The organism is Kribbella qitaiheensis (assembly GCF_014217565.1).
In the GTDB taxonomy this organism is placed as follows: Bacteria; Actinomycetota; Actinomycetes; order Propionibacteriales; family Kribbellaceae; genus Kribbella; species Kribbella qitaiheensis_A.
Genome location: NZ_CP043661.1, coordinates 2,048,696 through 2,070,033, shown reverse-complemented (window position 1 = coordinate 2,070,033; position 21,338 = coordinate 2,048,696). Strand labels below are relative to the sequence as shown.

Annotated in this window: 19 protein-coding genes; 9 read left to right on the top strand and 10 right to left on the bottom strand. The window is 67.1% G+C overall.

The annotated features are described in order from the left end of the window. The first annotated feature begins 54 nt into the window (after nucleotides 1-54). Both F1D05_RS09370 and F1D05_RS09365 read left to right on the top strand, forming a co-directional pair. Nucleotides 55-1,716, top strand: a complete 1,662-nt coding sequence (locus F1D05_RS09370; protein WP_185446897.1) for an FAD-dependent oxidoreductase — start codon at nucleotides 55-57, stop codon at nucleotides 1,714-1,716. Beyond that, complete coding sequence (locus tag F1D05_RS09365; RefSeq protein WP_185446896.1) at nucleotides 1,716-3,176, top strand: ATP-binding protein; 1,461 nt, start codon at nucleotides 1,716-1,718, stop codon at nucleotides 3,174-3,176. The genes F1D05_RS09370 and F1D05_RS09365 overlap by 1 nt, the downstream gene beginning before the upstream one ends. A gap of 310 nt (nucleotides 3,177-3,486) precedes the next feature. Here F1D05_RS09365 and F1D05_RS09360 read toward each other — a convergent pair whose 3' ends face one another. Continuing rightward, nucleotides 3,487-3,759, bottom strand: a complete 273-nt coding sequence (locus F1D05_RS09360; protein ID WP_185446894.1) for a hypothetical protein — start codon at nucleotides 3,757-3,759, stop codon at nucleotides 3,487-3,489. Between the two features lie 25 nt (nucleotides 3,760-3,784). Here F1D05_RS09360 and F1D05_RS09355 point away from each other — a divergent pair, with 25 nt between their 5' ends. Beyond that, entirely contained in the window at nucleotides 3,785-4,267 is a 483-nt protein-coding gene (locus tag F1D05_RS09355) for a hypothetical protein (protein WP_185446893.1), read from the top strand. Nucleotides 4,268-4,306: 39 nt separating this feature from the next. Here F1D05_RS09355 and F1D05_RS09350 read toward each other — a convergent pair whose 3' ends face one another. Beyond that, nucleotides 4,307-5,242 (bottom strand): sugar kinase, encoded by a 936-nt coding sequence (locus F1D05_RS09350; RefSeq protein WP_185446892.1) that lies wholly within the window; start codon nucleotides 5,240-5,242, stop codon nucleotides 4,307-4,309. An 83-nt stretch (nucleotides 5,243-5,325) separates the two neighbouring features. Next, complete coding sequence (locus tag F1D05_RS09345) at nucleotides 5,326-5,949, bottom strand: bifunctional 4-hydroxy-2-oxoglutarate aldolase/2-dehydro-3-deoxy-phosphogluconate aldolase (RefSeq protein ID WP_185446891.1); 624 nt, start codon at nucleotides 5,947-5,949, stop codon at nucleotides 5,326-5,328. 193 nt (nucleotides 5,950-6,142) lie between these two features. Here F1D05_RS09345 and F1D05_RS09340 point away from each other — a divergent pair, with 193 nt between their 5' ends. Beyond that, complete coding sequence (locus F1D05_RS09340; RefSeq protein WP_185446890.1) at nucleotides 6,143-7,960, top strand: sialidase family protein; 1,818 nt, start codon at nucleotides 6,143-6,145, stop codon at nucleotides 7,958-7,960. Nucleotides 7,961-8,126: 166 nt separating this feature from the next. After that, nucleotides 8,127-8,309, top strand: coding sequence for an NPCBM/NEW2 domain-containing protein (locus tag F1D05_RS42890; RefSeq protein ID WP_428995024.1), 183 nt, complete (start codon nucleotides 8,127-8,129; stop codon nucleotides 8,307-8,309). Between the two features lie 30 nt (nucleotides 8,310-8,339). Here the strand turns inward: F1D05_RS42890 and F1D05_RS09335 are convergent, their stop codons facing one another. Next, nucleotides 8,340-9,374, bottom strand: a complete 1,035-nt coding sequence (locus F1D05_RS09335; protein WP_185446889.1) for a questin oxidase family protein — start codon at nucleotides 9,372-9,374, stop codon at nucleotides 8,340-8,342. A gap of 63 nt (nucleotides 9,375-9,437) precedes the next feature. Between F1D05_RS09335 and F1D05_RS39970 the strand changes: the two genes are divergently transcribed. After that, the gene (locus tag F1D05_RS39970; RefSeq protein WP_185446888.1) at nucleotides 9,438-12,830 is read left to right on the top strand and encodes a BTAD domain-containing putative transcriptional regulator; all 3,393 of its coding nucleotides are present in this window, start codon (nucleotides 9,438-9,440) and stop codon (nucleotides 12,828-12,830) included. Between the two features lie 131 nt (nucleotides 12,831-12,961). Here the strand turns inward: F1D05_RS39970 and F1D05_RS09325 are convergent, their stop codons facing one another. After that, nucleotides 12,962-13,756 carry an alpha/beta fold hydrolase gene (locus tag F1D05_RS09325; RefSeq protein ID WP_185446887.1) on the bottom strand — a complete coding sequence of 265 codons (795 nt, stop codon included), beginning with the start codon at nucleotides 13,754-13,756 and terminating at the stop codon, nucleotides 12,962-12,964. 101 nt (nucleotides 13,757-13,857) lie between these two features. Between F1D05_RS09325 and F1D05_RS09320 the strand changes: the two genes are divergently transcribed. The 3 genes from F1D05_RS09320 (at nucleotide 13,858) to F1D05_RS09315 (ending at nucleotide 15,593) form a co-directional block, all read left to right on the top strand. Beyond that, entirely contained in the window at nucleotides 13,858-14,826 is a 969-nt protein-coding gene (locus F1D05_RS09320; RefSeq protein ID WP_246486554.1) for an alpha/beta fold hydrolase, read from the top strand. A gap of 16 nt (nucleotides 14,827-14,842) precedes the next feature. Beyond that, on the top strand, nucleotides 14,843-15,313 hold the full coding sequence (locus F1D05_RS39965; protein WP_246486553.1) for an alpha/beta hydrolase: 471 nt from the start codon (nucleotides 14,843-14,845) through the stop codon (nucleotides 15,311-15,313). Between the two features lie 121 nt (nucleotides 15,314-15,434). Further along, nucleotides 15,435-15,593 (top strand): hypothetical protein, encoded by a 159-nt coding sequence (locus F1D05_RS09315; protein WP_185449871.1) that lies wholly within the window; start codon nucleotides 15,435-15,437, stop codon nucleotides 15,591-15,593. Nucleotides 15,594-15,659: 66 nt separating this feature from the next. Here the strand turns inward: F1D05_RS09315 and F1D05_RS09310 are convergent, their stop codons facing one another. The 5 genes from F1D05_RS09310 to F1D05_RS09290 form a co-directional block, all read right to left on the bottom strand. Next, the gene (locus tag F1D05_RS09310; RefSeq protein ID WP_185446886.1) at nucleotides 15,660-17,084 is read right to left on the bottom strand and encodes a GH1 family beta-glucosidase; all 1,425 of its coding nucleotides are present in this window, start codon (nucleotides 17,082-17,084) and stop codon (nucleotides 15,660-15,662) included. A gap of 75 nt (nucleotides 17,085-17,159) precedes the next feature. Further along, nucleotides 17,160-18,179, bottom strand: coding sequence for an ABC transporter ATP-binding protein (locus tag F1D05_RS09305; protein ID WP_206686131.1), 1,020 nt, complete (start codon nucleotides 18,177-18,179; stop codon nucleotides 17,160-17,162). Then, nucleotides 18,179-19,225 carry an ABC transporter permease gene (locus F1D05_RS09300; RefSeq protein ID WP_185446885.1) on the bottom strand — a complete coding sequence of 349 codons (1,047 nt, stop codon included), beginning with the start codon at nucleotides 19,223-19,225 and terminating at the stop codon, nucleotides 18,179-18,181. Before F1D05_RS09300 ends, F1D05_RS09305 begins: the two co-directional genes overlap by 1 nt. Nucleotides 19,226-19,227: 2 nt before the next feature. Further along, nucleotides 19,228-20,208 carry an ABC transporter permease gene (locus tag F1D05_RS09295; RefSeq protein ID WP_185446884.1) on the bottom strand — a complete coding sequence of 327 codons (981 nt, stop codon included), beginning with the start codon at nucleotides 20,206-20,208 and terminating at the stop codon, nucleotides 19,228-19,230. Continuing rightward, the gene (locus tag F1D05_RS09290; RefSeq protein ID WP_185446883.1) at nucleotides 20,205-21,290 is read right to left on the bottom strand and encodes an ABC transporter ATP-binding protein; all 1,086 of its coding nucleotides are present in this window, start codon (nucleotides 21,288-21,290) and stop codon (nucleotides 20,205-20,207) included. Before F1D05_RS09290 ends, F1D05_RS09295 begins: the two co-directional genes overlap by 4 nt. Nucleotides 21,291-21,338 lie beyond the last annotated feature (48 nt).

The window sequence follows — 21,338 nt, the reverse complement described above, 5'->3', positions numbered from 1 at the left end:
CGCCCTTGGCGGAACCGTTCCCAGAAGTTGTCGATCCGCTGGTATGAAAGGGGCATGACAGCGTCGACATCCCGCCCGGTGATCCTGACCGTGGACGACGATCCGGGCGTTTCCCGGTCGATCGCCCGCGACCTTCGCCGCCGGTACGGCGAGGAGCACCGGATCGTCCGGGCCGAAGCGCCCGGCCAAGCGCTCGACGCCTTGCGCGAACTCAAGCTGCGAGGTGAGCCGGTCGCCCTGCTGCTGGCCGACTACCGGATGCCCGGGATGTCCGGAATCGACTTCCTCGAGGCCGCGATGGACCTGTTCCCGCTGGCCCGCCGGGTGCTGCTGACGGCGTACGCGGACACCGATGCGGCCATCCAGGCGATCAACGTCGTCGACCTCGACCACTACCTGCTCAAGCCGTGGAACCCGCCGGAGGAGAAGCTCTACCCGGTGGTCGACTCGATGCTCGACCTGTGGAAGGCGACCCCGGAGCCGTCCACCGACGAGACCCGGGTGATCGGTCACCGCTGGTCGGCACCGTCGTTCGCGGCCCGCGATTTCCTGGCCCGCAACGCCGTGCCGTTCCGCTGGTTCGGCGTCGACGACGAGGAGAGCAAGCGGCTGCTCGAAGCAGCCGGGGTGGACGGCGCGACGTTGCCGGTCATCATCACGCCGGACGGCGAGGTGCTGGTGGCGCCTTCGGAGGCCGAACTGGCCGACAAGGTCGGTCTTTCCACCGCGCCGGCCAAGGACTTCTACGACCTGGTGGTCGTCGGTGGCGGCCCGGCCGGACTGGGCGCGGCTGTGTATGGCGCCAGCGAGGGACTCCGGACCGTGCTGGTCGAGCAGATGGCGACCGGTGGTCAGGCGGGTCAGTCGAGCCGGATCGAGAACTACCTGGGCTTCCCGGACGGGGTGTCCGGTGCTCAGCTGACCGATCGTGCCCGGCGCCAAGCGGTCCGCTTCGGAGCGGAGCTTCTCACCACTCGTCAGGTGGTCGAGCTCGAATCGACCGGATCGGCCCGGCGGCTGGTGTTCTCCGACGGCAGCGAGATCTCCGCGCACTCGGTGATCCTGGCGACCGGCGTCGCCTACCGGTCGCTGGAGGCCCCCGGCGTCGAGGATCTGTGCGGTCGCGGCATCTACTACGGCTCGGCGACCACCGAGGGCCCGGCCTGTGCCGGCCAGGAGATCTACATCATCGGCGGAGCCAACTCCGCCGGGCAGGCGGCGGTCTATTTCTCGAAACATGCCAAACGCGTGCATATGCTGGTACGAGGACCTTCGCTCGAGGCGACCATGTCCTCCTACCTGATCGGCCAGATCGGCGACATCGACAACATCGAGGTGCACACCTGCACCCAGGTGGTGTCCTGCAAGGGGTCGGAGCACCTGGAGCGGGTGATCCTGCAGAACAGTGCGACCGGGGAGAGCCGGGAGGTGGACACGGAGTGGATGTTCGTGTTCATCGGCGCGGCGCCGCGGACGGACTGGCTGCCGGGTGACCTGCTGCGCGACGACCGCGGCTTCGTCCTGACCGGGCCCGACCTGCACGGGCGGCCACCGGGCTGGGCGCTTGAGCGGGAGCCGTATCACCTGGAGACGAGCATGCCCGGCGTCTTCGCGGCGGGCGACGTCCGGGCCGAGTCGGTGAAGCGGGTCGCCTCGGCGGTCGGCGACGGTGCGATGGCAGTGACGCTGGTGCACAGATATCTGGAGATGCTCTGATGGCAGTAACTGATACGGACGAACCGTTGCGGCTCAGCATCGACGAGCTTCGCACGCTGTTCCTGTTCGAGAGCCTGACCGACGAGCAACTCGGCTGGCTGTCGCGGGAAGGGCATGTGGAGGCCGTCGAGGACGGCATCGTCTTCAATGAGGGCGATGAAGCGAGTTGCTGCTACCTCTTGCTGACCGGTGGGATCCGGATGTGCAAGCTGTCCCACGGCGAAGAGGTGGAGATCAACCGCAGTACGCAACGCGGTGTGTACGCCGGCGCCGTGACCGCTTTCCTGGGCGCCGACGAGCGCAAGAGCTACACCGCGACGATGCGGGTGCTGTCGCCGTCCACGTTCTACGTCATCACCGCCGAGACGATGGCGACGATGATGAACCGCTGGTTCCCGATGGCGGTGCATCTGATCGACGGATTCGTCCAGGGCATGCGGCGGACCAACGAGACGATGGGGGAGCGGGAGCGATTGCTTGCCCTGGGCTCCTTGTCCGCCGGGCTGACGCACGAGCTGAACAACCCTGCCGCTGCAGCGGTTCGGGCTGCCGCGACGCTGCGGCAACGGGTGGCTGGGATGCGGTCCAAGCTCGCGATGCTTGCCGACGGCACCCTTGACGCGACCAAGCTGCACGGCATCGTGGCGATCCAGGAAGCCGCGGTCGAGAAGGTGGCGAAGGCGCCGGAGCTGTCGCCGTTGGAGCTCAGCGACGCCGAGGACACCCTGACCGACTGGCTGGACGATCACGGTGTCAACGCTTCGTGGGATGTTGCCCCGGTGCTGGCAGCGGTCGGGCTGGATGTCCCTTGGATGGAAGAGGTCTTGGCGGCGGTCGGCGAGGAGTATCTCGAAGGCGCTGTTCGCTGGTTGATGTACACGATCGACACCGAGTCGCTGATGAACGAGATCGACGACTCGGTGACCCGGATCTCGACGCTGGTCGGGGCCGCGAAGCAGTACTCGCAGATCGACCGTGCGCCCTACCAGGTGGTGGATCTGCGCGAGTTGCTGAAGTCCACCTTGGTGATGATGTCGGGCAAGCTGCAAGGCCTGAACGTGGTCAAGGACTTCGATCCGGACCTGCCGCACATCCCGGCGTACGCGGCGGAGCTGAACCAGGTCTGGACCAACATCATCGACAACGCGGTCGGCGCGATGAACGGCGAAGGCACGCTGACGCTCCGGACCAAGCGCGACGGCGCCTATGCCGTCGTCATGATCGGCGACACCGGCCCCGGTATCCCGGCGGAGATCCGGAACCGCATCTTCGAGCCCTTCTTCACCACCAAGCCCATCGGCGAAGGCACCGGCCTCGGCCTCGACATCTCCTGGCGGATCGTGGTGAAGAAACACCACGGCGACCTCCGGGTCGACTCCAGGGCCGGCGAAACCTGGTTCAAGATCATCCTCCCGATCGACCCCGAGAACGAGATCGAAGCCCAGGCCGACCTGATCTGACGACCCCGGTATCGAGGTAGACCCGAGATATAAGGCTGAGGACTGCTGTGCTCAACTCGTGGTGGTTGATAGGTCCCTTCTGTCTGGCCGGTGTCGTGAACCTGGTGTGCTTCGGACGTGATTCGATCGGCTCGTGGTACTCGGTGGGACTCGCTGGCGTGGTCGGACTGGGGGTTCTGGCAGCAGCTCTGCAGAGTGAACCGTTGACCGTTGTCATGCTGTTCGCGATGATCTTTTTGGTCTGCGCGGGGCTGTTCGTGCAGTTCAGACAGCGGAGACGGTCAAAGCTGGATGGCGAGCCGTAGGACGTTCAGTCGTTCAGCCATTCAGTCGCGGTGTCGAGGCGCCGGGCCCAGGTTTCTGCCTCGGGTGTCTCGGGGGAGTAGTCGGCGAGGGTGAGTAGGCCCTGGACAATGAGGGACGGTAGTACTGCGGTGAGGCCGGTGCTGTGGCCGTACGTCGCGATGGTGCTGTGCCAGTCGTTCGGGTCGACGGATGACAGCAGGAACCAGCCGAGATCCAGAATGCCGGGGGCGGCTGAGACGTCTTCCCAGTCGAGGAGGGCTACCTCGCCGGTGGCCACTCGCGCTGGGAGAACAAGGTCGGTCGTGCAGGAGCAAGGCCACCGAGTCGGGATCCGCGCCGAGGGTCCAGGACGACAGGTCTTCCAGCTCCAGCAGGGTGCCTTCGTCTGTTTCCTCGGCGCGGTAGTAGGCGGGGACCCGTACGCCGATGGTCGGTGCGATCTCGCGGTAGAAGCGCAGTTCCGAGCGGAAGATATCGAGGGCTTCGGCGATCGAACCGGTTGTCGCAACCCCGCGTCGTTTCACGAAGACGTCCATGGGGTGATCCTGCAGGGCTGGAGGTCAGCTGTCGCGTTGTTTTCCGGCGTACGCGAGCAGGTCGTCGTAGGTCTGCTCGATCGGTCGGTAGAACTCGTCGGGGTCGCGTTGCTCGCCGATCGCGCTCTCGCGGAGGAGGCGGGAAACTGTCAGAGCGGCCGAGAGTGGGCGGTGGCGAGAGGGGAGCTGGCGCGCAGAAGGTGGGGCCTGGGCCGGAGTGGGGTTCCTGGAGCGCTGCGCCGGGAGTGAGTGGGGCCACCGAAGCGCTCGGACGAGGGCGGAGCGGGGTTAGCGGAGGGCGGTGCCGTGGCGGTGGGTTAGGAGGGTTAGGTCGTCTCGGGTGGGGAGGGATTCCCAGTCGCCGAAGGCGCCTACGCAGAAGGCGCCGCTGGCGGTGGCGCGTTCGAGGCGGGCGGGGATCGGGAGGTCGTCGAGGGTGGCGGAGAGGTAGCCGGAGACGAAGGCGTCGCCGGCGCCGATGCTGTCGACCACGGTGACTGGGAGAGCTTTTTGGTGCGTTGTGCCTTCGGTGGTGTGGGCCCAGGCGCCGTCGCCGCCGGCTGTCACCACGACCTCGGTGGCGCCTGCCGCAAGCAACGCCTGTACGGGGTCTGGGTCGTCGGTGAGGATGTCGAGTTCGTCTTCGGAGGCGAAGATCGTGGTCGCGTGGGGGAGCAGTTCGCGCAGCGCGATCGCGGCTTCGGCGCGGGACCAGAGGCGGCCGCGATAGTTGACGTCCAGTGAGACTCCAACCCCGGCGGAAGCAGCGGCCTGTACTACGGCCAGTGCTGCGGCGCGGGCTGTTTCCGACAAGGCCGGCGTGATGCCGGTGACGTGGATCAGTCGCGGTTTGGAGTCCTCGAGAGCGGTGACGGACTCCGAGGCGGTGAGGGTGGAGCCGGCTGAGCCGCGGCGGTGGTAGCTGACGCGGGTGATGTCGTGCGCCGGCTGGTCGAAAGCGATGAATCCGGTGAACGACTCGTCGGACAAGCGCAGATAGCTGGTGTCGACTCCTTCAGCGCGCAGGGTCCGCTGGATCAGCCGACCCGGCTCATCGTTGCCAACAGCACCTAACCAGGCAGCCTGGTGTCCAAGCCGCGCCAGCCCGATCGCCACATTGCTCTCGGAGCCCGCCACGGACGGGTGCGCCTCCCCGCCCATCCGCAAGGCGGCCTTGGAGCGAATCGAGACCATTGCCTCGCCAAGCGTGAGAACGTCAGCCATCAGAACTCCTGGTATGGACGGTCCGCCGGACCGCGATGCTCCCGGGGTGGACGGTCTGCCGGCCTTTGGTGTTCCTGGTGAGGTCAGGCATTGGCGACCGCGGTGAGGAAGGTGGCGGCTCGGGCGGCCAGGTCGGATTGGGAGCCGCCGGTGCCGGCGTCACCGAGGAGGGGAGAGCCGATGCCGACAGCGAAGGCGCCTGCTGCCAGGTACTGCGGAGCCGAGGCCGCATCGATGCCGCCGACGGCGATCAAGGGAGCGGTGGGCAACGGGCCGCGGAGTTCGCGGAGGTAGCTGGGGCCGTGGAGTTTCGCGGGGAAGATCTTCACGGCGAGCGCGCCGGCGTCGAGGGCTGTGATGACCTCGGTCGGGGTCAGTGCGCCGCAGAGGAGTGGTAGGCCTAGCTCGATGCTTCGGTGGGCGCCGCGGGTGATTGCGGGGGTGACGGTGAAGCCTGCTCCGGCTGCCGCGATCTCGTCGGCCTGGGCTGCGGTGATGACGGTTCCGGCGCCGATCAGGATCGACGGGTCGAACTCCGAGCGGGCCTTCGCGATCGCTTCGGCCCCGCCTGGTGTCGTGAGCGACACCTCGAGCGCGGTGATCCCGGCTCCGACGAGGGTGCGGATGCATTCCAGCGCCCGGTCGGGTCCGTCGGCGCGGATGATCGCCAGTACCTTTCGCTGGCTGAGTTCGGCTAGCAGGTCCACGACAGCTTCTCCTTCGACTTAGTTCACGGTAGTCGACTAACCTCTGCAGCAGGGCTGCGACGGGTTTGATCGATCAACACATAGGACGTCTGATGTCCTAGGTTTCAAGGGGAGTGACGGTGGATAAGTTACGAACTGAGCAACCAGCTCCGTTGTTTACTTTCCGTTCACCGGAAGGCAGGTCTCCCGTCCCATGCCCAGCTTCCGTCGTTTCCTGATCCCCACCCTTCTCCTCTGTCTGCTGTCCGCCGGGCTGACAGTCGCGCCCCAGCAGACCCGACCGGCGCAGGCCGCCGCAACCCAGACGGTTCTCTTCGACAAAGGATTCGCCGGCTACGGCTGCTACCGGATCCCAGCGATCGTGCGAACCAAGGCCGGCACCCTGCTCGCCTTCGCCGAAGCACGCCGTACGTGGTGTGCCGACTCCCAAGAGATCGACCTCGTCGTACGCCGGTCCGTTGACGACGGACGGACCTGGTCGCCGCAGAAGACCGTGTTGTCCGGCGTCGACGGTGATCCGGATGCCGTGTCCACGCGCGGCAATCCGACTCCGATCGTCGATCTCGAGACCGGCCGGATCGTGCTTTTGACGACGATGGATCCCGGCAACGGGACGGATCGCCCGCGTACGCCGTACGTGCAATTCAGTGATGACGACGGGGTGACCTTCAGTACTGCGAGGAACATCGCCGCCCAGATCGACGACCCGGCCTGGGGTTGGTACGCGACCGGACCCGTGCATGGGATCCAGCTGACCCGCGGCACGCATCAAGGTCGCCTCGTCGCCGGGACGAACTACGACGTCGGCGGCAAGGTCGCGGGGCAACTCGTCTTCAGCGATGACCATGGCGAGACCTGGCAAAAGGGTGCGACTGATCTGCGCAACGACGGCATTGTGCCGCAGGAGATCAGCGTCGTCGAGAAGGTTGACGGCGGCATCTATGCGGGTGCGCGAAACAACAATGGCAGCGCTGGGAACAGTCGAGCCTTTGCTGTTAGCAACGATGGGGGTGAGACCTACGCCGCGCCGTACGCGAGTATTTCCGGGCTGACGACTCCGACCGTCCAGGGGTCGCTGGTGCGGTTGCGGGCTACCGATCAAGGCGCTAAGTACAACCGCATTCTGTTCGCCTCGCCGGCGGATCCTGAGCGTCGCCGGTACATGACGATCCGGTCCAGCTTCGATGAAGGCAAGACCTGGCAATCCGTTGCCGATGGCACCAGGATCACCAGCGACTGGTCCGGGTACTCGGACCTGACTGTGCTCGATACCGGGGAGATCGGGCTGCTGTATGAAGGCGGGTCGGTCGATGCGCGCGATCAGATCCGTTTCGCGCGGTTCACCGAGACCGATATCGGTCTGCCGGATGGCGCGAGCGGGCCGACCACTCCGGACGTCTCCGGCCTTGGAAACAACAGCTATCTCCGGGGTGGGACCACGGCCGTGACCGGCAAGTTCGGGCAGGCGCGGGATCTGGACGGGGTCGATGACGCGATCCAGCTTCCGTTCGCCGAGTCGCTGGCGGTCGGGGCGGGGGACTTCACGGCTATGGCTTGGATCAAGTACGGAACCAGTACTGCGAATCAGGCGATCTTCTGGGGATATGGGATCAACGAGTTCTCGCAGTTCTGGCTGCGAGCCGAACCGGGGGACAGCAGGATTCGGGGACTGATCACGACTGGCGGCAATACCGCTGTGGTCGCTACTACGAAGGCGTACAACGACAACGGGTGGCATCACGTCGCTTTGCAACGCAAGGTCGGAACGCTGTCGATCTGGGTTGACGGCGCAGCTGTGGCGAGTGTCGCGGCGCCGGTCGGATCTGTCAGCCCGGGGCGGCCGTTCAAGATGTACGTCGGTCAGCGGCTCGATGGGGCGCATCATTTTGACGGGTCGCTGGATGAGGTCCGTATCTACAAGCGGGCGTTGACCGGCGCCGAGATCGGGTCCATCCGCACTACCAACAGCACCGCCGTCCCCAATGTGGTGCTGGATCTGCCGCTCGGGTAGCACGATCAGACTGACCTGGCGGAGACGACGAGCCGCCAGGTCAGTTCACCCGATTCGGGGACTGTCGCGGCATCGCCCGGACCGGCCTCGGCGAGGTCGAAGACGCGACCGAGCATCGGCTCCACGCCAAGACTCCGGTACGGCGTACCTTCGGGAAACGGACTACCTGGGCAAGGCCTGCAGCAGGTTCACCGGGACGGTCGGTATCGACGACACGGTACGGAATGCCGGTCCGGAGGGCGGCACGCCGACCTTCCAGGTGGTCGGTGACGGCGGCTACAACGGCCGCGCCGACTGGGCGGCCCGACAGTCACGTGCTGACGTCCAGGCGAAGGGTGGTGGTCGGTGACTTCGCGGGAACACCGACCACCACTTACTTCTATTTGATCAGATCCCCGACCCGTTGGGCAGCGGCCAGCACCTCGGACTTGCCACTCTGCGCAAATGCGTCAAGTGCGGTATCCGCAAACTTGATCACGTGCTCGTCGGAATGCTTCAGCGCGTAACTCATCAACTCGTCTGCGTGGATACCTGTAGGTAGTTCACCCCGTGGCAATCCCTGCGCGGGGGCATAGGCCGCGGTGATCGCAGCGCTGGCAGCCCAGACCGCCGACAGGCTCGGCGCCCACAGTGATTGGGGCAGCGCGGGGAGTGTGTGCAGTACTGCGTTGGGTGCCGTCGCGGTGTGCACCAGCAGCACAGGGCTTCCGTGTCCGTGGGCGAGGTAGCGCGCTGCGGCGCCGGCGACGAGGTCGGCCAACTGCGTCTGTACGTCGGCCGGACCGCTGGGTGCTTTGAGGGCTCGAAGGGAAGCGGGCCAGGCCGGCATCTTGGTGAGCTGACCGAAGCGGACGGCGACTGTGCCTTGCTGGGAAGTGATGCGTGGGATCGAATCCAGGGCGGCGTTCATGTCCAGTGTCCCGTCGGCTTCCGTTGCACCTGGAACACTGCGCATGCGGGCCGCCCAGAACGCCAGGCCGTGCGCCAACTCTGTCACCGCGGCTGGACTTTCGTCGCCGCTGAGGAGCGTCCGTACCGCGTGGCTGACGCGGATGACTCCATGTGTCGCGCCGGCCACGATGCCTGGCAACAGACGCGGCCACCAGGTGACCAGCACCTCGCACCAGGGGTGCTCTTGCATCTGTTCGACGAAGTATGCCGACCAGTCGCCGATGCGGCGGCCGTCACCGAGTGCGTCCTGCCAGGTTACGTCGGTGATGCGATCGCTCACGGACGGCAGTTCGCTCAGCTTGCCCAGGTAGGCGTCGACCCAGTCGTGGACCCCGGCCGCGAGCCCACGCCGGACGAGGACCTCGACCGCCATCGGCCCGTGATTGGTGAGGGTGTTCTCGCCCCACTCCGGCCCGGTTCGCGCGAACCGCTCGTACGCCTCGTCCAGAATCCCGTCATCCATGCGCCGCAGTGTGCCGTAGGAGCCTGTAGATCCCCTGTAGCCTCCTTGGCCTACTCTCGGCGCATGCGGTTCGGCGTACTGGGGCCGGTGGCGGTCTGGACGGAGGACGGGGGTCCGGTGCGGATCCCCGAGCTGAAGGTGCGCGCGCTGTTGGCCGAGTTGCTTGTCCACGAAGGGCGAGTGGTTCCTGCGGCGCGGTTGATCGGCGATCTCTGGCCGGATCGGCTGCCGAGGGATCCTGCCAATGCGTTGCAGTTGCGGGTGTCTCAGCTCCGGCGGGCGCTTGAAGCCGCCGAGTTGGGTGGCCGGGAACTGGTGGTTTCGCAGCCGCCTGGGTATCGGCTGGATGCGGTGACCGACGTCGCGCGGTTCCGGTCGTTGGTGGAATCCTCCGGCGCCGATCTCCAGCGCGCGCTGGGCGGCGACCGTGTCGGTGGAGAAGATGATTTGCGCGCGCGGGCGCGAGGGCTGACGGAGGCGCTTGGATTGTGGCGCGGTACGCCGTACGCCGATTTCGCGGGCGAGCCGTTCGTGCGGGCGGCGGTGGATCGGTTGGAGGAGGAGCGGCTCGGGGCGGTGGAGTCGCTTGCTGAGATCCGGCTCGAGCTGGGCGAGCACGCGGAGTTGATCGGGGAGCTCGGTGACCAGGTGGTGCGGAACCCTTTGCGGCAACGGTTGCGAGCGGCGTACCTGAAGGCGCTTTATCGAACGGGACGACACAGCGAGGCGCTCGACAGCTACCGGCAACTGCGGGAACGGCTCAAGGAGGAGCTCGGGCTGGAACCATCTGCCGAGTTGATGGAGCTGCAGCGGGCGATCCTGCGGCAGGACCCTCGGTTGGATATCCGGCCGACCAGGCGTAGGTCGAATCTGCCTGCGGTGGTGACCTCGCTGATCGGCCGCGAGCAGGTGTTGCCGGAGCTGGTCGCGCTGCTGAGGACTCAGCGGTTGGTGACTCTGACCGGGCCGGGTGGAGTGGGGAAGTCCCGGCTTGCTGTCGAGGCTGCGCGGCAGGTCGCCGGTGAGTTCGCGGACGGCACCTGGCTGGTGGAGCTGGCAGCGCTGGAGGGAACTCACAGCTCGGTCGTGCCGGGCGATCGGGACGGCTCAGGTGGAGTCGGCGGATCGGGTCGGTCGAGCGCGCTGGGCGGACCGGGTCGGTCGCGCGGGGCTGACGGGCCGGGTGGGGCGGTGGCGGGGGTGGTTGAGGCGATCGCTACCGCGATGGGGATTCGGGATCGACAAGTAGTTGATGCCCTGAGCAATCAATCCGTGCTGTTGGTGCTCGACAACTGCGAGCATCTGGTCGATCGCGTCGCCGAGTTGGCCGGTGAGTTGTTGCGCAAGGCCCCTGGTCTGCGCTTGCTGACGACGAGTCAGGAGCCACTGGCGGTGAACGGCGAGCGGCTGATGGTGATTCCTCCGCTCGACGCTGACGCTGCCGCCGAGTTGTTCGTACTGCGTGCGTCGGCGGCAGGCGGTGTGGTCGAGGAATGCGCAGCCGTCACAGCCATCTGCGACCGGCTCGACGGATTGCCGTTGGCTCTTGAACTCGCGGCGACGCGGGTCCGATCACTCGGGGTGGCGGAGTTGTCGGCGCGACTCGACGATCGGTTCAAGGTGCTGCAGTCCGGCCGACGTGCCGGTCCACCTCGGCATCAGACGCTGCGTGCGACGGTCGACTGGAGCTGGGAGCTACTGACCGCGCCGGAGCAGATCGCCCTCCGCCGTCTGTCGGTGCTCGCGGACAGTTGCACGCTGGACGCCGCCGCGGCGGTTGGTGCCGAAGCTGAGCTGGTCGGCCGACTGGTCGATCGCTCGCTGGTCAGCGTGGTGGACGGGCCGCGCTATCGGTTGCTCGAGTCAATCAAGTTGTACGCCGGGGAGCGGTTGCTGGAGGCGGGCGAGGCGGACGAGATCCAGCGTCGGGCGATCAGCTGGTATCTGTCCCTCGCGGTGGAGGCTGAGCCGAAGTTGTACGGGCACGACCAGCGCGACTGGCTCGCTCGACTGGACGTGGAGACGCCCAACCTACGTGCAGTACTGGACACGGCGGTCGCGCTCGGCGATGCACAGTCGGCGCTTCACCTGGTGGATGCGCTGGCCTGGTACTGGTTCCTCCGTGGCCGGATAGGCGAAGCGGAACGCGCTTTCGCCGCCGCGCTCAGCATCACGGCAAGCCGCGAGGCGGCGGGCGCCGGCGCGGTGAGGGCGGGGGCGGGCGCCGGAGGGGTGAGGGCGGGGGCGGGCGCCGGAGGGGTGAGGGCGGGGGCGGGCGCCGGAGGGGTGAGGGCGAGTGAGCTTGCGCGAACGGTAGCGCCGGCTGGCGCTGAGTTGGGGCTTGCGGATGAGGGCCTTCGGCAACGGGTGGTTGGTTGGCAGGCGGGGATCAGGTTGTTGGGGGATGATGCGCCGCGTGGGGCGGCGGCTCGGACGTTGCTGGGGGCGGACAGCCGGATCAGGGCGCATTGGTTCTTGGGGTTCGCGCATCGTGGGGGAACGGTGGCGGCGACTGGCGAGATCGTGGACAAGGCACTGGCGGAGTACGAGCTGGTCGGTGACGAGTGGGGGATCGCGGCGGCGTTGAGCGTGCGCGGGACGCTGGGACGGGCTCGTGGGGAGTTGGCCGAGGCGCGGCGGGATGCGGCCCGGAGTGAGTCGATCTTCCGCCGGCTCGGGGACCGGTGGGGGCAGATCAAGGCGACGAACAGCCTGGCCGAGCTCGCGGAGATCACTGGTGACTACGAACGCGCGACCGAGCTGCATCGCGACGGCGTACGGATGGCTGAGGAACTCGGCCTGTGGGGTGAGGCCTCGCTGCGGTTGTCCGGGCTCGGGCGGATCGCCTTGCTGCAAGGAGATTTCCTGGCGGCCGATGAGTTTCACGCGAAGGCGATGAAGCTGGCAGCCGAGCAGGGCAACAAGCCGGCCGAAGAGTTCGCCGAGCTCGGCCTCGGTCTGAGTGGCCGCCGCCAGGGCAACCTCGCCGCCGCCGAACAGCACTTCCGCCGCTGGCTCGACTGGCTCCGCCAACTCGACTCTCAACCCGGCGTCCCCCTGGTCCTCGCCGAACTAGGCTTCATCGCCGAACAACGCAACGACGCGACCGCCGCCCTGGCCCTCCACACCGAAGGCCTGGCAGCAGCCGAGGCAGTCGGCGACCCCCGCGCCCTGGCCCTCGCCCACGAAGGCCTAGCCGGCGCCCACTCCATCACGGCCCATGGTGCTCCCGACGTCCCATCACTCGGGCCGAGATTGGACCCGGGCCACCAGGCCGCTCACGGTGCTCTACGAGCAGCTTGGTTGCTGGGGCGGGCGGCTTACCTACGGGAGTCTGTCGGAGCGCCGCTTCCACCGGGCGAAAGCGCTGACGTCGACCGCATTACCCGCCGCCTCGTCGACCGACTCGGCCAGTCCGCCTTCACCACCGAGTACACCCGCGGCCACACCTCCTGACCACGGATCCCTGACCGCGCTCACCCGACTCCGGCACGAACTCAGGTGCCGGGGTTGTCGTCGTCGCCAGTCCAGGCGCAGGCGAACTCGACCCAGTTGCCGGGGTACTTGAAAACGAGGCAGGCGAAGCCTCAGTCGTCCGTTGCCGGCGGGAGGTCGAACTGGGATTGGCGGCGGATGCCGGCGATGGTGGGGACGGGGTCCTTGGTGAGGAAGTCGAGGACGATCCGGTTCACCAGGTCGGGCTTTTCCTGGGTGAGGAAGTGCGAAGTTCCCGGTACGACGGCGAACTCGGCGGTCGGGATCGCGTCGTACATCTGCACCGAGTGCCTCAGTGTCACCAGGTCGTCGTCGGAGAACATCACCAGTGTCCGCGCGGTGACGGCGGCGAGCTGGGACGCCTCGAGGTTCGGCTCCTTCGCGGCCATCTCGCCGATCTTGGTGGCGACCACCTTGAAGTGCTCCTCACCGTCGGGGGAGACCTCGCCGTACGCCGGGCCGAGGAACTGGGCGATCTGGTCGACGTCCCACTCCATCTCCGGTCCGGCCTGACCGGACTTGTTGAAGCCGCCGCTGATCAGCACCAGCCGCTTCACCAGCTCGGGCCGCTGCATCGCGACCAGCATCGCCGTGAACGCGCCGTCACTGTGCCCGACCAGGTCGGCCGGCTGACCCACCACGGTCTCCAGGAACGCGATCGTGTCATCGGCCATCAACTGGTAGTTGATCGGCCCCTCGACGTCCGGTGTGTGTCCGTGACCGCGCCGCTCCGGTGTGTAAACGTGGAACTTCTCTGCGAGCGCCGGGGCGTTCGCAGCGAAGAACCGTGCGTCCACCAGTCCACCGTGCATGAGGACGAGCGGCTCGCCTTCCCCTTGCTCGTCGTACCAGGTCTTCACAGCGCCCAGCTGCACGTACTCACCCATGGTCGAGTCCCCCTCGTGTTGTGTTCGGTAGCGTGAAAGCTACCCCAGAACCGGGTCCAGGAGCCCGGGATCCATAGCCGCCATCAGCCTACGTTCGAACCATGCGACGACTGACCTTGGGCACCCTTCTCCTTGCACTGTTGGCCTCAGCAACCATTTCCGGAACTACGTACGCCGCGGCTCGCCCGGAAGCTGGTTCTGCCTCCAGCGCTCCGCTTGTCCGCGACCTCACCTGGCGGGCGTGCCAGGCCGGTACCGATGATGAGCAAGGCAAGGCTCTCGACGAAGCGGGAGCCACCTGTACTACGGTCCGTGTCCCGCTGGACCACCTGCGTCCGGACGGGCGGACGGTGGAGATCGCGATCTCGCGGATCAAGGCCGATCCGGCGAAGCGGCGGGGGATCCTGCTGTCCAATCCGGGCGGTCCGGGTGGACCCGGCATCGCCTATCCGCTCGAACTCCGGCCGCTGCTGGGCGACGTCGCCTCGCAGTACGACCTGATCGGTTTCGACCCGCGGTTCATGGGGCGAAGTGCTCCGGTCGACTGTGGGCCGGTGCGCCTCTCCGATCTCTTCCGATCGCCTGTGACGCGCGTGGCTTTTGGTGCGGCTGCCCGTCTGGGCGCGCGGTTCGCGGCCGACTGCCGGACGCGCAATCCCGGCGTACTGCGGTATGCGAGCATCGGCCAGGTCGCGAGGGACATGGACGCGATCCGGGTGGCGCTCGATGAGCAACGGCTTTCGTACTACGGGGTGTCGTGGGGCGCCGATCTCGGAGTCGTCTACAGCCAGCTGTTCGGCGTACGGGTTGATCGGCTCGTGATCGACAGCGTGACGGATGTGGAGGGCTCGGAGTATCACCATCTCGCGACGGGGGAGGGGGCCGAGGCCGCGTTCGACGAGTGGGCCGCTTGGGCCGCCTGGCGCGACTCGCAGTACCACCTGGGTCGTACCGGGCTGCAGGTGCGCGCTGTGGTCACCCGGTTGCGTTCCAAAGACGATCCGGGTTGGGGACTATCGCATCGACGGCTCCGCGTTGCCTTGGGTGCTTTCGTCGGCGCTGGGGGATGAGAGCGACCGGGATCTGATGGCTCGCAACGTGCGCACGCTGGTTGACGCGGCTGCGGGTAAGGCGGTGCATCCTTCGGCGGAGCTCCTTGGCTTCCTTTCGCTGTACTACGTGCCTTCGCCTTTGATCGAGCACTTTGCGGCGGCGTCGTTCGCCTTCACTTGCAACGATCGCGGCTGGCCCGCCGGCCCTTCGCAGTACTGGCGTGACGCTGTCCGGGATCGCGCTACCCAACCGCTCTTCGCCGTCACGATCCTGCCTTGTGCGTATTGGACCGACCACACCGCTGAACCGGAGCTTGCCATCGGCAACAACACTCCGATGCTCATCGTCCAGGCCGCGCGCGACAGCATCCCGTTGCGATGGGCCGAGGCGCTGCACCGCAAACTCCCTCGCTCGACGCTTCGCGTAGTCGACCGCCGGGCGCATGGCGTCTACGACGCGCGGGTCCCGGAGATCGTCGCCGAGGTCAATACCTACTTGGCCTGATCAAGCTCCGCCAATACCCTGCAAGGCTGATCTCAACGAGAGGAGACGCCATGATGCTGCGAACCTAGCCGCCCAGCCCCGGAGACTCCGGGCGGCAGGGCGGCGGTTCCGAGAGGAACAAATGTCCCGCACAGACAAGACGAAACCCCTCTGGGTCCGTCACATCGAGCACAACCCCCGCCCGAAGCATGCCCACCGCTTCGGCCCCTGCGACCTGCCCCCAGCCCCCACCCGCGACACCCCGAACACCAACTGCCGCTGGGAACGCCCGGCGGCGTAAGAGAGCGCGCGAACCCTGGTGGGTGGGAGCTGCGACGTAGGGGCCGCGTGGGGCGTCGTTCGTGAGTTAGCGGGTGCGGTGTTGGTGGGCTACTTCGCGTAAGTACAGGGCGCTTTGCTTCGGGGTACGGGCTTGGGTGTTGTAGTCGACTCGGACGATGCCGAAGCGCTTGTCGTAGCCGTAGGCCCATTCGAAGTTGTCCAGTAGCGACCAGGCCAGGTAGCCGCGGATGTCGGCGCCTTGCTGGATGGCCGAGGCCACCGCGGCGAGGTGCGTCGCGAAGTACGCCGTACGGCCCTCATCGGCGACGTAGCCGTTGTCATCAGCCACGTCGTCGAAGGCAGCGCCGTTCTCCGTGATGACCATCGGCAGGCCGGGGTAGTCGCGGCTGATCCGGACCAGGAGGTCGGTGAAGCCCTCGGGCACGATCTCCCAGTCCATCGCGGTCCGCGGCCGGTTCATCGGCAGGGTGCGGCTGATCGGTAGCCCGTCGTCGCCGACCGTGCGGCCGTCCTCGTCGTACCCGGTGAACTTCTGGCTGAAGTAATAGTTGATCCCGAGGACGTCGATCGGCGCCGAGATCGTCGCGAGGTCGCCGTCCTTGACCGGGATCTCGATTCCCTCCCGAGCCAGGTCCGCGATCACATCGGCCGGGTAGTGCCCGTTCGCCAGCGGATCGAGGTAGATCCGCGCGCCCATCCCGTCAGCACGCCGAGCGGCCTCGAGGTCGGGTTCGGCGTCACTGGCCGGGTACGCCGTGGCAGCGTTCAGCGTGATGCCGATGTCGATCGGCCGGGTCGCGGCCTCGCGCATCCGCTCGGTAGCGAGACCATGACCGAGCAGCAGATGATGGATCGCCGCGATCGATTTCGGGTACTCCTTGCGTCCCGGGGCATGCAGCCCGTACGCGTAGCCGAGCATCGCCGAGCACCACGGCTCGTTCAGCGTCGTCCAGGTGTTCACCCGGTCACTGAGCGCGTCGAACACCAGCATCGAATAGTCCGCGAACTTGTACGCCGTATCGCGCTCCGGCCAGCCGCCCGCGTCCTCGAGCTCCTGCGGCAGGTCCCAGTGGTAGAGCGTCACCCACGGGTCGATGCCCTGGGCAAGGAGTTCGTCGACTAGCCGGTCGTAGAAGCCGATCCCGGCCGGGTTCACCGGACCCGCACCGTGCGGCTGGACCCGCGACCAGGACACAGAGAACCGGTACGTGTCCAGCCCGAGTTCCTTGATCAGGCCGACGTCGGCCGGCATCCGGGTGTAGTGCTCACAGGCGATGTCACCGGTGTCGCCGTTGTCGATCGCCCCGGGGACGCGGCAGAAGGTGTCCCAGATCGAAGGGGTCCGGCCGTCCATGTCGATCGCGCCCTCGATCTGGTACGCCGAGGTGGCGACGCCCCAACGGAAGTCCGACGGAAGACTCGCGATCAGCTCTCGCTCGGCAGCCGGCGCGGTGAACACCGAGGTGGTGGGATCAGCGGTTGGGTTCATAGTCGTGCGTACGGCGCCCGCCGGTGGGCGAACGCCGTACTGGCTCCCTTCGGGGAAGATCGTTGTGAGGGTTGGTCAGGCGACCGGGACGCGGCCGGGGAGCCAGCAGGCCACCTGGCGGTTCGGATCGTTCCTGGCCTCGGGGACGCCGAGCACGGGAATCTCGGTCGAACACCGGTCGAAGGCGTGCGGGCAGCGGGGGTGGAACGCGCAGCCGGACGGCATCCCGCGCAGGTCGGGAGGCGAGCCGGGGATCCCGGCCAGCTCCTTACGCGGACCACGCAGCGCGGGGAACGACTTGAGCAGCCCCTCGCTGTAAGGATGCAGGGAGTCCTTGTACAGATCGGCCGACTTGGCCTCTTCCACGATCCGGCCGCCGTACATGATGGCGATCCGGTCCGAGAACTCGACCAGCAGGGACAGGTCGTGGGTGATGAACAGCACCGAGAAGTCCAGCCGCTCACGCAGTTCGACCAGCTGGGCGAGGATCTGGCGCTGCATCACCACGTCGAGTGCGGTGGTCGGCTCGTCCATGATGACGACCTGCGGTTCCAGTACCAGCGCCATCCCGATCATCACCCGCTGCCGCATACCGCCGGACAACTGGTGCGGGTAGGCGTCCATCCGGTCGGACGAGATGCCGACCAGCTTGAGCATCTCGTGGGCGCGGGCCAGTCGTGCTTCCGCGCTGAGCTGCGGCTCGTGCGCTCTGATCACGTCGAGCATCTGGGTGGAGACCTTGTGCACCGGGTTGAGCGAGTTCATCGCGCCCTGGAACACGATCGACGTCTCGGCCCAGCGGAACTTGCGCAGCTCGGCGTTCGAGAGCGCCATCACGTCGTACGGATCCTCGCCAGGCGGGTGGTAGATCACCGAGCCACCGCTGATCACGCCGGGCGGCGGCAGCAGCCGGGTGATGCCATAGGCAAGCGTCGACTTGCCACTGCCACTCTCGCCGGCCAGCCCGAGCACCTCACCGCGGTGCAGGGTCAGCGTAACGTCGCGGACGGCCTGGACCGACTGCTCGCCGAGACCGTAGTCGACGTTGAAGTCCTTGATCTCGAGGATGGGTGCCTTCAGCCCCGAATTCGTCATCACGCGACGCCCTTCGCATTGTCGGCGGTCTTGCGCAGGACCGGGGTGACCGGTTCCTTCGCGCCGTTCTGGGACAGGACCGGGGTGAACCCGACCCGCATCCGGACGGTGTGGCCGTCCGTGGTCTTCACCTTGGTACGGCCGGCGCTGCGCAGCCGCGGGCTGACGAACTCGTCGATGCCGAAGTTGACCAGCGACAGCGCGGTGCCGAGGATCGCGATCGCCAGACCGGCCGGGACGAACCACCACCAGGCGCCGGAGGCCAGGGCCTGCTGACTCTGGGCCCAGAACAGGATCGTTCCCCAGTTCCATTCGGAGATGGTCGAGATGCCGATGAAGGCCAGGGTGATCTCGGACATGATGGCGAAGATGACGGTGCCGACGAAGCCGGAGGCGATGATCGCGGTCAGGTTCGGCAGGATCTCCACGGTGATGATCCGCCAGGTGCTCTCACCGGTGGCCCGGGCGGCCTCGACATAGTCGCGCCTGCGCAACGACAGCGTCTGCGCCCGGAGTACGCGGGCTCCCCATGCCCACGACGTCAACCCGATGACGAGGGCAACCATCAGGTCGCCGGCGCTGGGGATGGTGGAGGCGACGATGATGATCAGCGGCAGCGCCGGGATCACCAGGAACACGTTGGACAGCGCGGACAGCGCCTCGTCGGAGGCACCGCCGAGGAAGCCGGAGGTGACCCCGATCAGGACCGACAGGGCGGTGGCGATGACGCCGGCCAGCAGGCCGACGAACATCACGCCGCGGGTGCCGACCAGGATCTGGCTGAAGATGTCCTGGCCGAGATGGGTGGTGCCGAACCAGTGCTTGCCCGACGGCCCCTGCAGCAGGTCGCTGCTGCGGGCGGACGGGTCGAACGGCGCGATCCACGGCCCGATGATCGCGATCAGGCTGTAGAACGCGAGAAGGATCAGGCCGGTGGCCGCCTTCGAGTTCGCGACGAACCGCAGCCGGCGGCGCTTGGCGGGTGCGACGGCCCCGGCCGGACCTTCCGGGGTGACCGCGGTGATGGTGCTGGCTGGTGCGGACATCGTCAGCCCTCCTTGCGGGTGCGCGGGTCGAGGAGCAGGTACGCGATGTCGGCCAGCAGGTTGGCCACCAGGACCGACAGTGTGATGACCAGGAAGACGCCCTGCATCAGCGGATAGTCCTTGGCTCCGACGGCCTGGAACAGGTTGTAGCCGATCCCCGGATAGGAGAAGACGATCTCGACCAGCAGGGTGCCACCGACGATGAAGCCGAGGGACAGCGCGAAGCCGGAGACGTTCGGCAACAGGGCGTTGCGGGCCGCGTAGCTGACCATCACCCGGCGTTCCGGCAGACCCTTGGCGTGCGCGACCGTGATGTAGTCCTCGGACGCGACCGTGACCATCATGTTGCGCATGCTGAGGATCCAGCCACTGACCGAGGAGATCAGGATCGTGAAGGCCGGCAGCAGGCTGTGCCGGATCGCGCTGCCGATGAACTCGCCGTCCCAGGACGGCACCAGGCCGGGCTCGTAGCCACCGGACGACGGGAAGAAGCTGTCGGCGCCGGCCAGCACGGTGATCGCCAGCAGGCCGAGCCAGAAGTACGGGATCGACGAGATGAACGTTGTCACCGGCAACAGACCGTCCATCCAGGAACCGCGCCGCCAGCCGGCGATGACGCCCAGGCCGGTACCGAGCGCGAAGCTGACGATGGTGGTGACGCCGACCAGTGCGATCGTCCACGGCAGTGACTGGGCGAGGATCTCCGAGACCGGGGTGGGGAAGAAGTTGAACGAGATGCCCAGGTCGCCGCGGAAGATCTGCTGCCAGTAGTCGACGTACTGGCTCCACATGCCGGCGTTCTTGTCGAGCCCGAACAGCACGTACAGCGACTGGATCGCCTCGGTGCTGATCTGGCCCTGGTACTTGTTGATCAGCGAGCTGACCGGGTCGCCGGGGATCAGCCGCGGGATGAAGAAGTTGATGGTGATCGCGGCCCACGCGGTGAACAGGTAGAACGCGATCCGCTGCAGCAGGTACTTCACTTCGCGGCCCCTTCCTCGTAGAGCCAGCAGGCTGCCCAGTGGTCGGATTTACCGGCGATGACCGCCAATTCGGACCTGGGGGACAGTTCGAACCGGGGCGGCAGTTCGGTGGAACACTTCGGCATCGCGTGGATGCAGCGCGGGTGGAACCGGCAGCCGCTCGGCGGAACGATCAGGCTCGGTGGTTCGCCACCCGCCTCGTCCTCCGGCGCGTCCTTGAGATCACCGACCCGGTCGAGCCGGTCCGGGTCGGGCGCGCTCTCGATCAGCAGCCGGGTGTAGGGATGCGCGGGGTGCTGGGTGACGGTCTCGGAGTCGCCGCCCTCGACCAGCCGGCCGGCGTACATCACCATCGTCTCGTCGGCGAAGTAGCGCGCGGACGCGATGTCGTGGGTGATGTAGAGAATGGCCAGGTTCAGCCGTTCCTTCAGGTCCCGGAGCAGGTTCAGTACGCCGAGGCGGATCGACACGTCGAGCATCGAGACCGGCTCGTCGGCGAGCAGGACCTCGGGGTCGGCGCCGAGCGCGCGGGCGATCGAGACCCGCTGGCGCTGACCGCCGGACAGTTCGTGCGGGAACTTGTCCAGGTAGCGCTCGGGCGGGGTGAGCTGGACCCTGAGCAGCAACTGGTTCAGGTTGTCCTCGAGCTCGGCGGACGTCTTGCCCGCGCGGCCGTGGATCTTCAGCGCCCGGGTCAGGTGGTACCGCACGGTGTGGACCGGGTTCAGGGAGGCGAACGGGTCCTGGAAGATCATCTGCACCTGGCGGCAGTACGCGCGGAACTTCCGGCCGCCGTGCACCGTCACCGTCTTGCCGTGCAGCCGGATGTCGCCCGAGGTGCGCGGATACAGCTGTGCGAGCAGGCGTGCCACCGTGGACTTGCCCGAGCCGGATTCGCCGACGAGGGCGGTGACCCGGCCCCGGCGAAGCGTCAGCCTCAGGTCGTCCACCGCGTGGACCGCTCTGCGCTCCCGGGTGAACAGGGTGCGCACGCCCCGGCGTACGGGGAAATGTTTGGTGAGGCCCTCGGCCTCGAGGACCACGTCGTCCGTGGTCACCGGTTCTGTCTCGGTCGCCGTCATGACTTAGTCGAACTCCTAGCTCGTGTCCTGAGAACACTGGATCGCGGC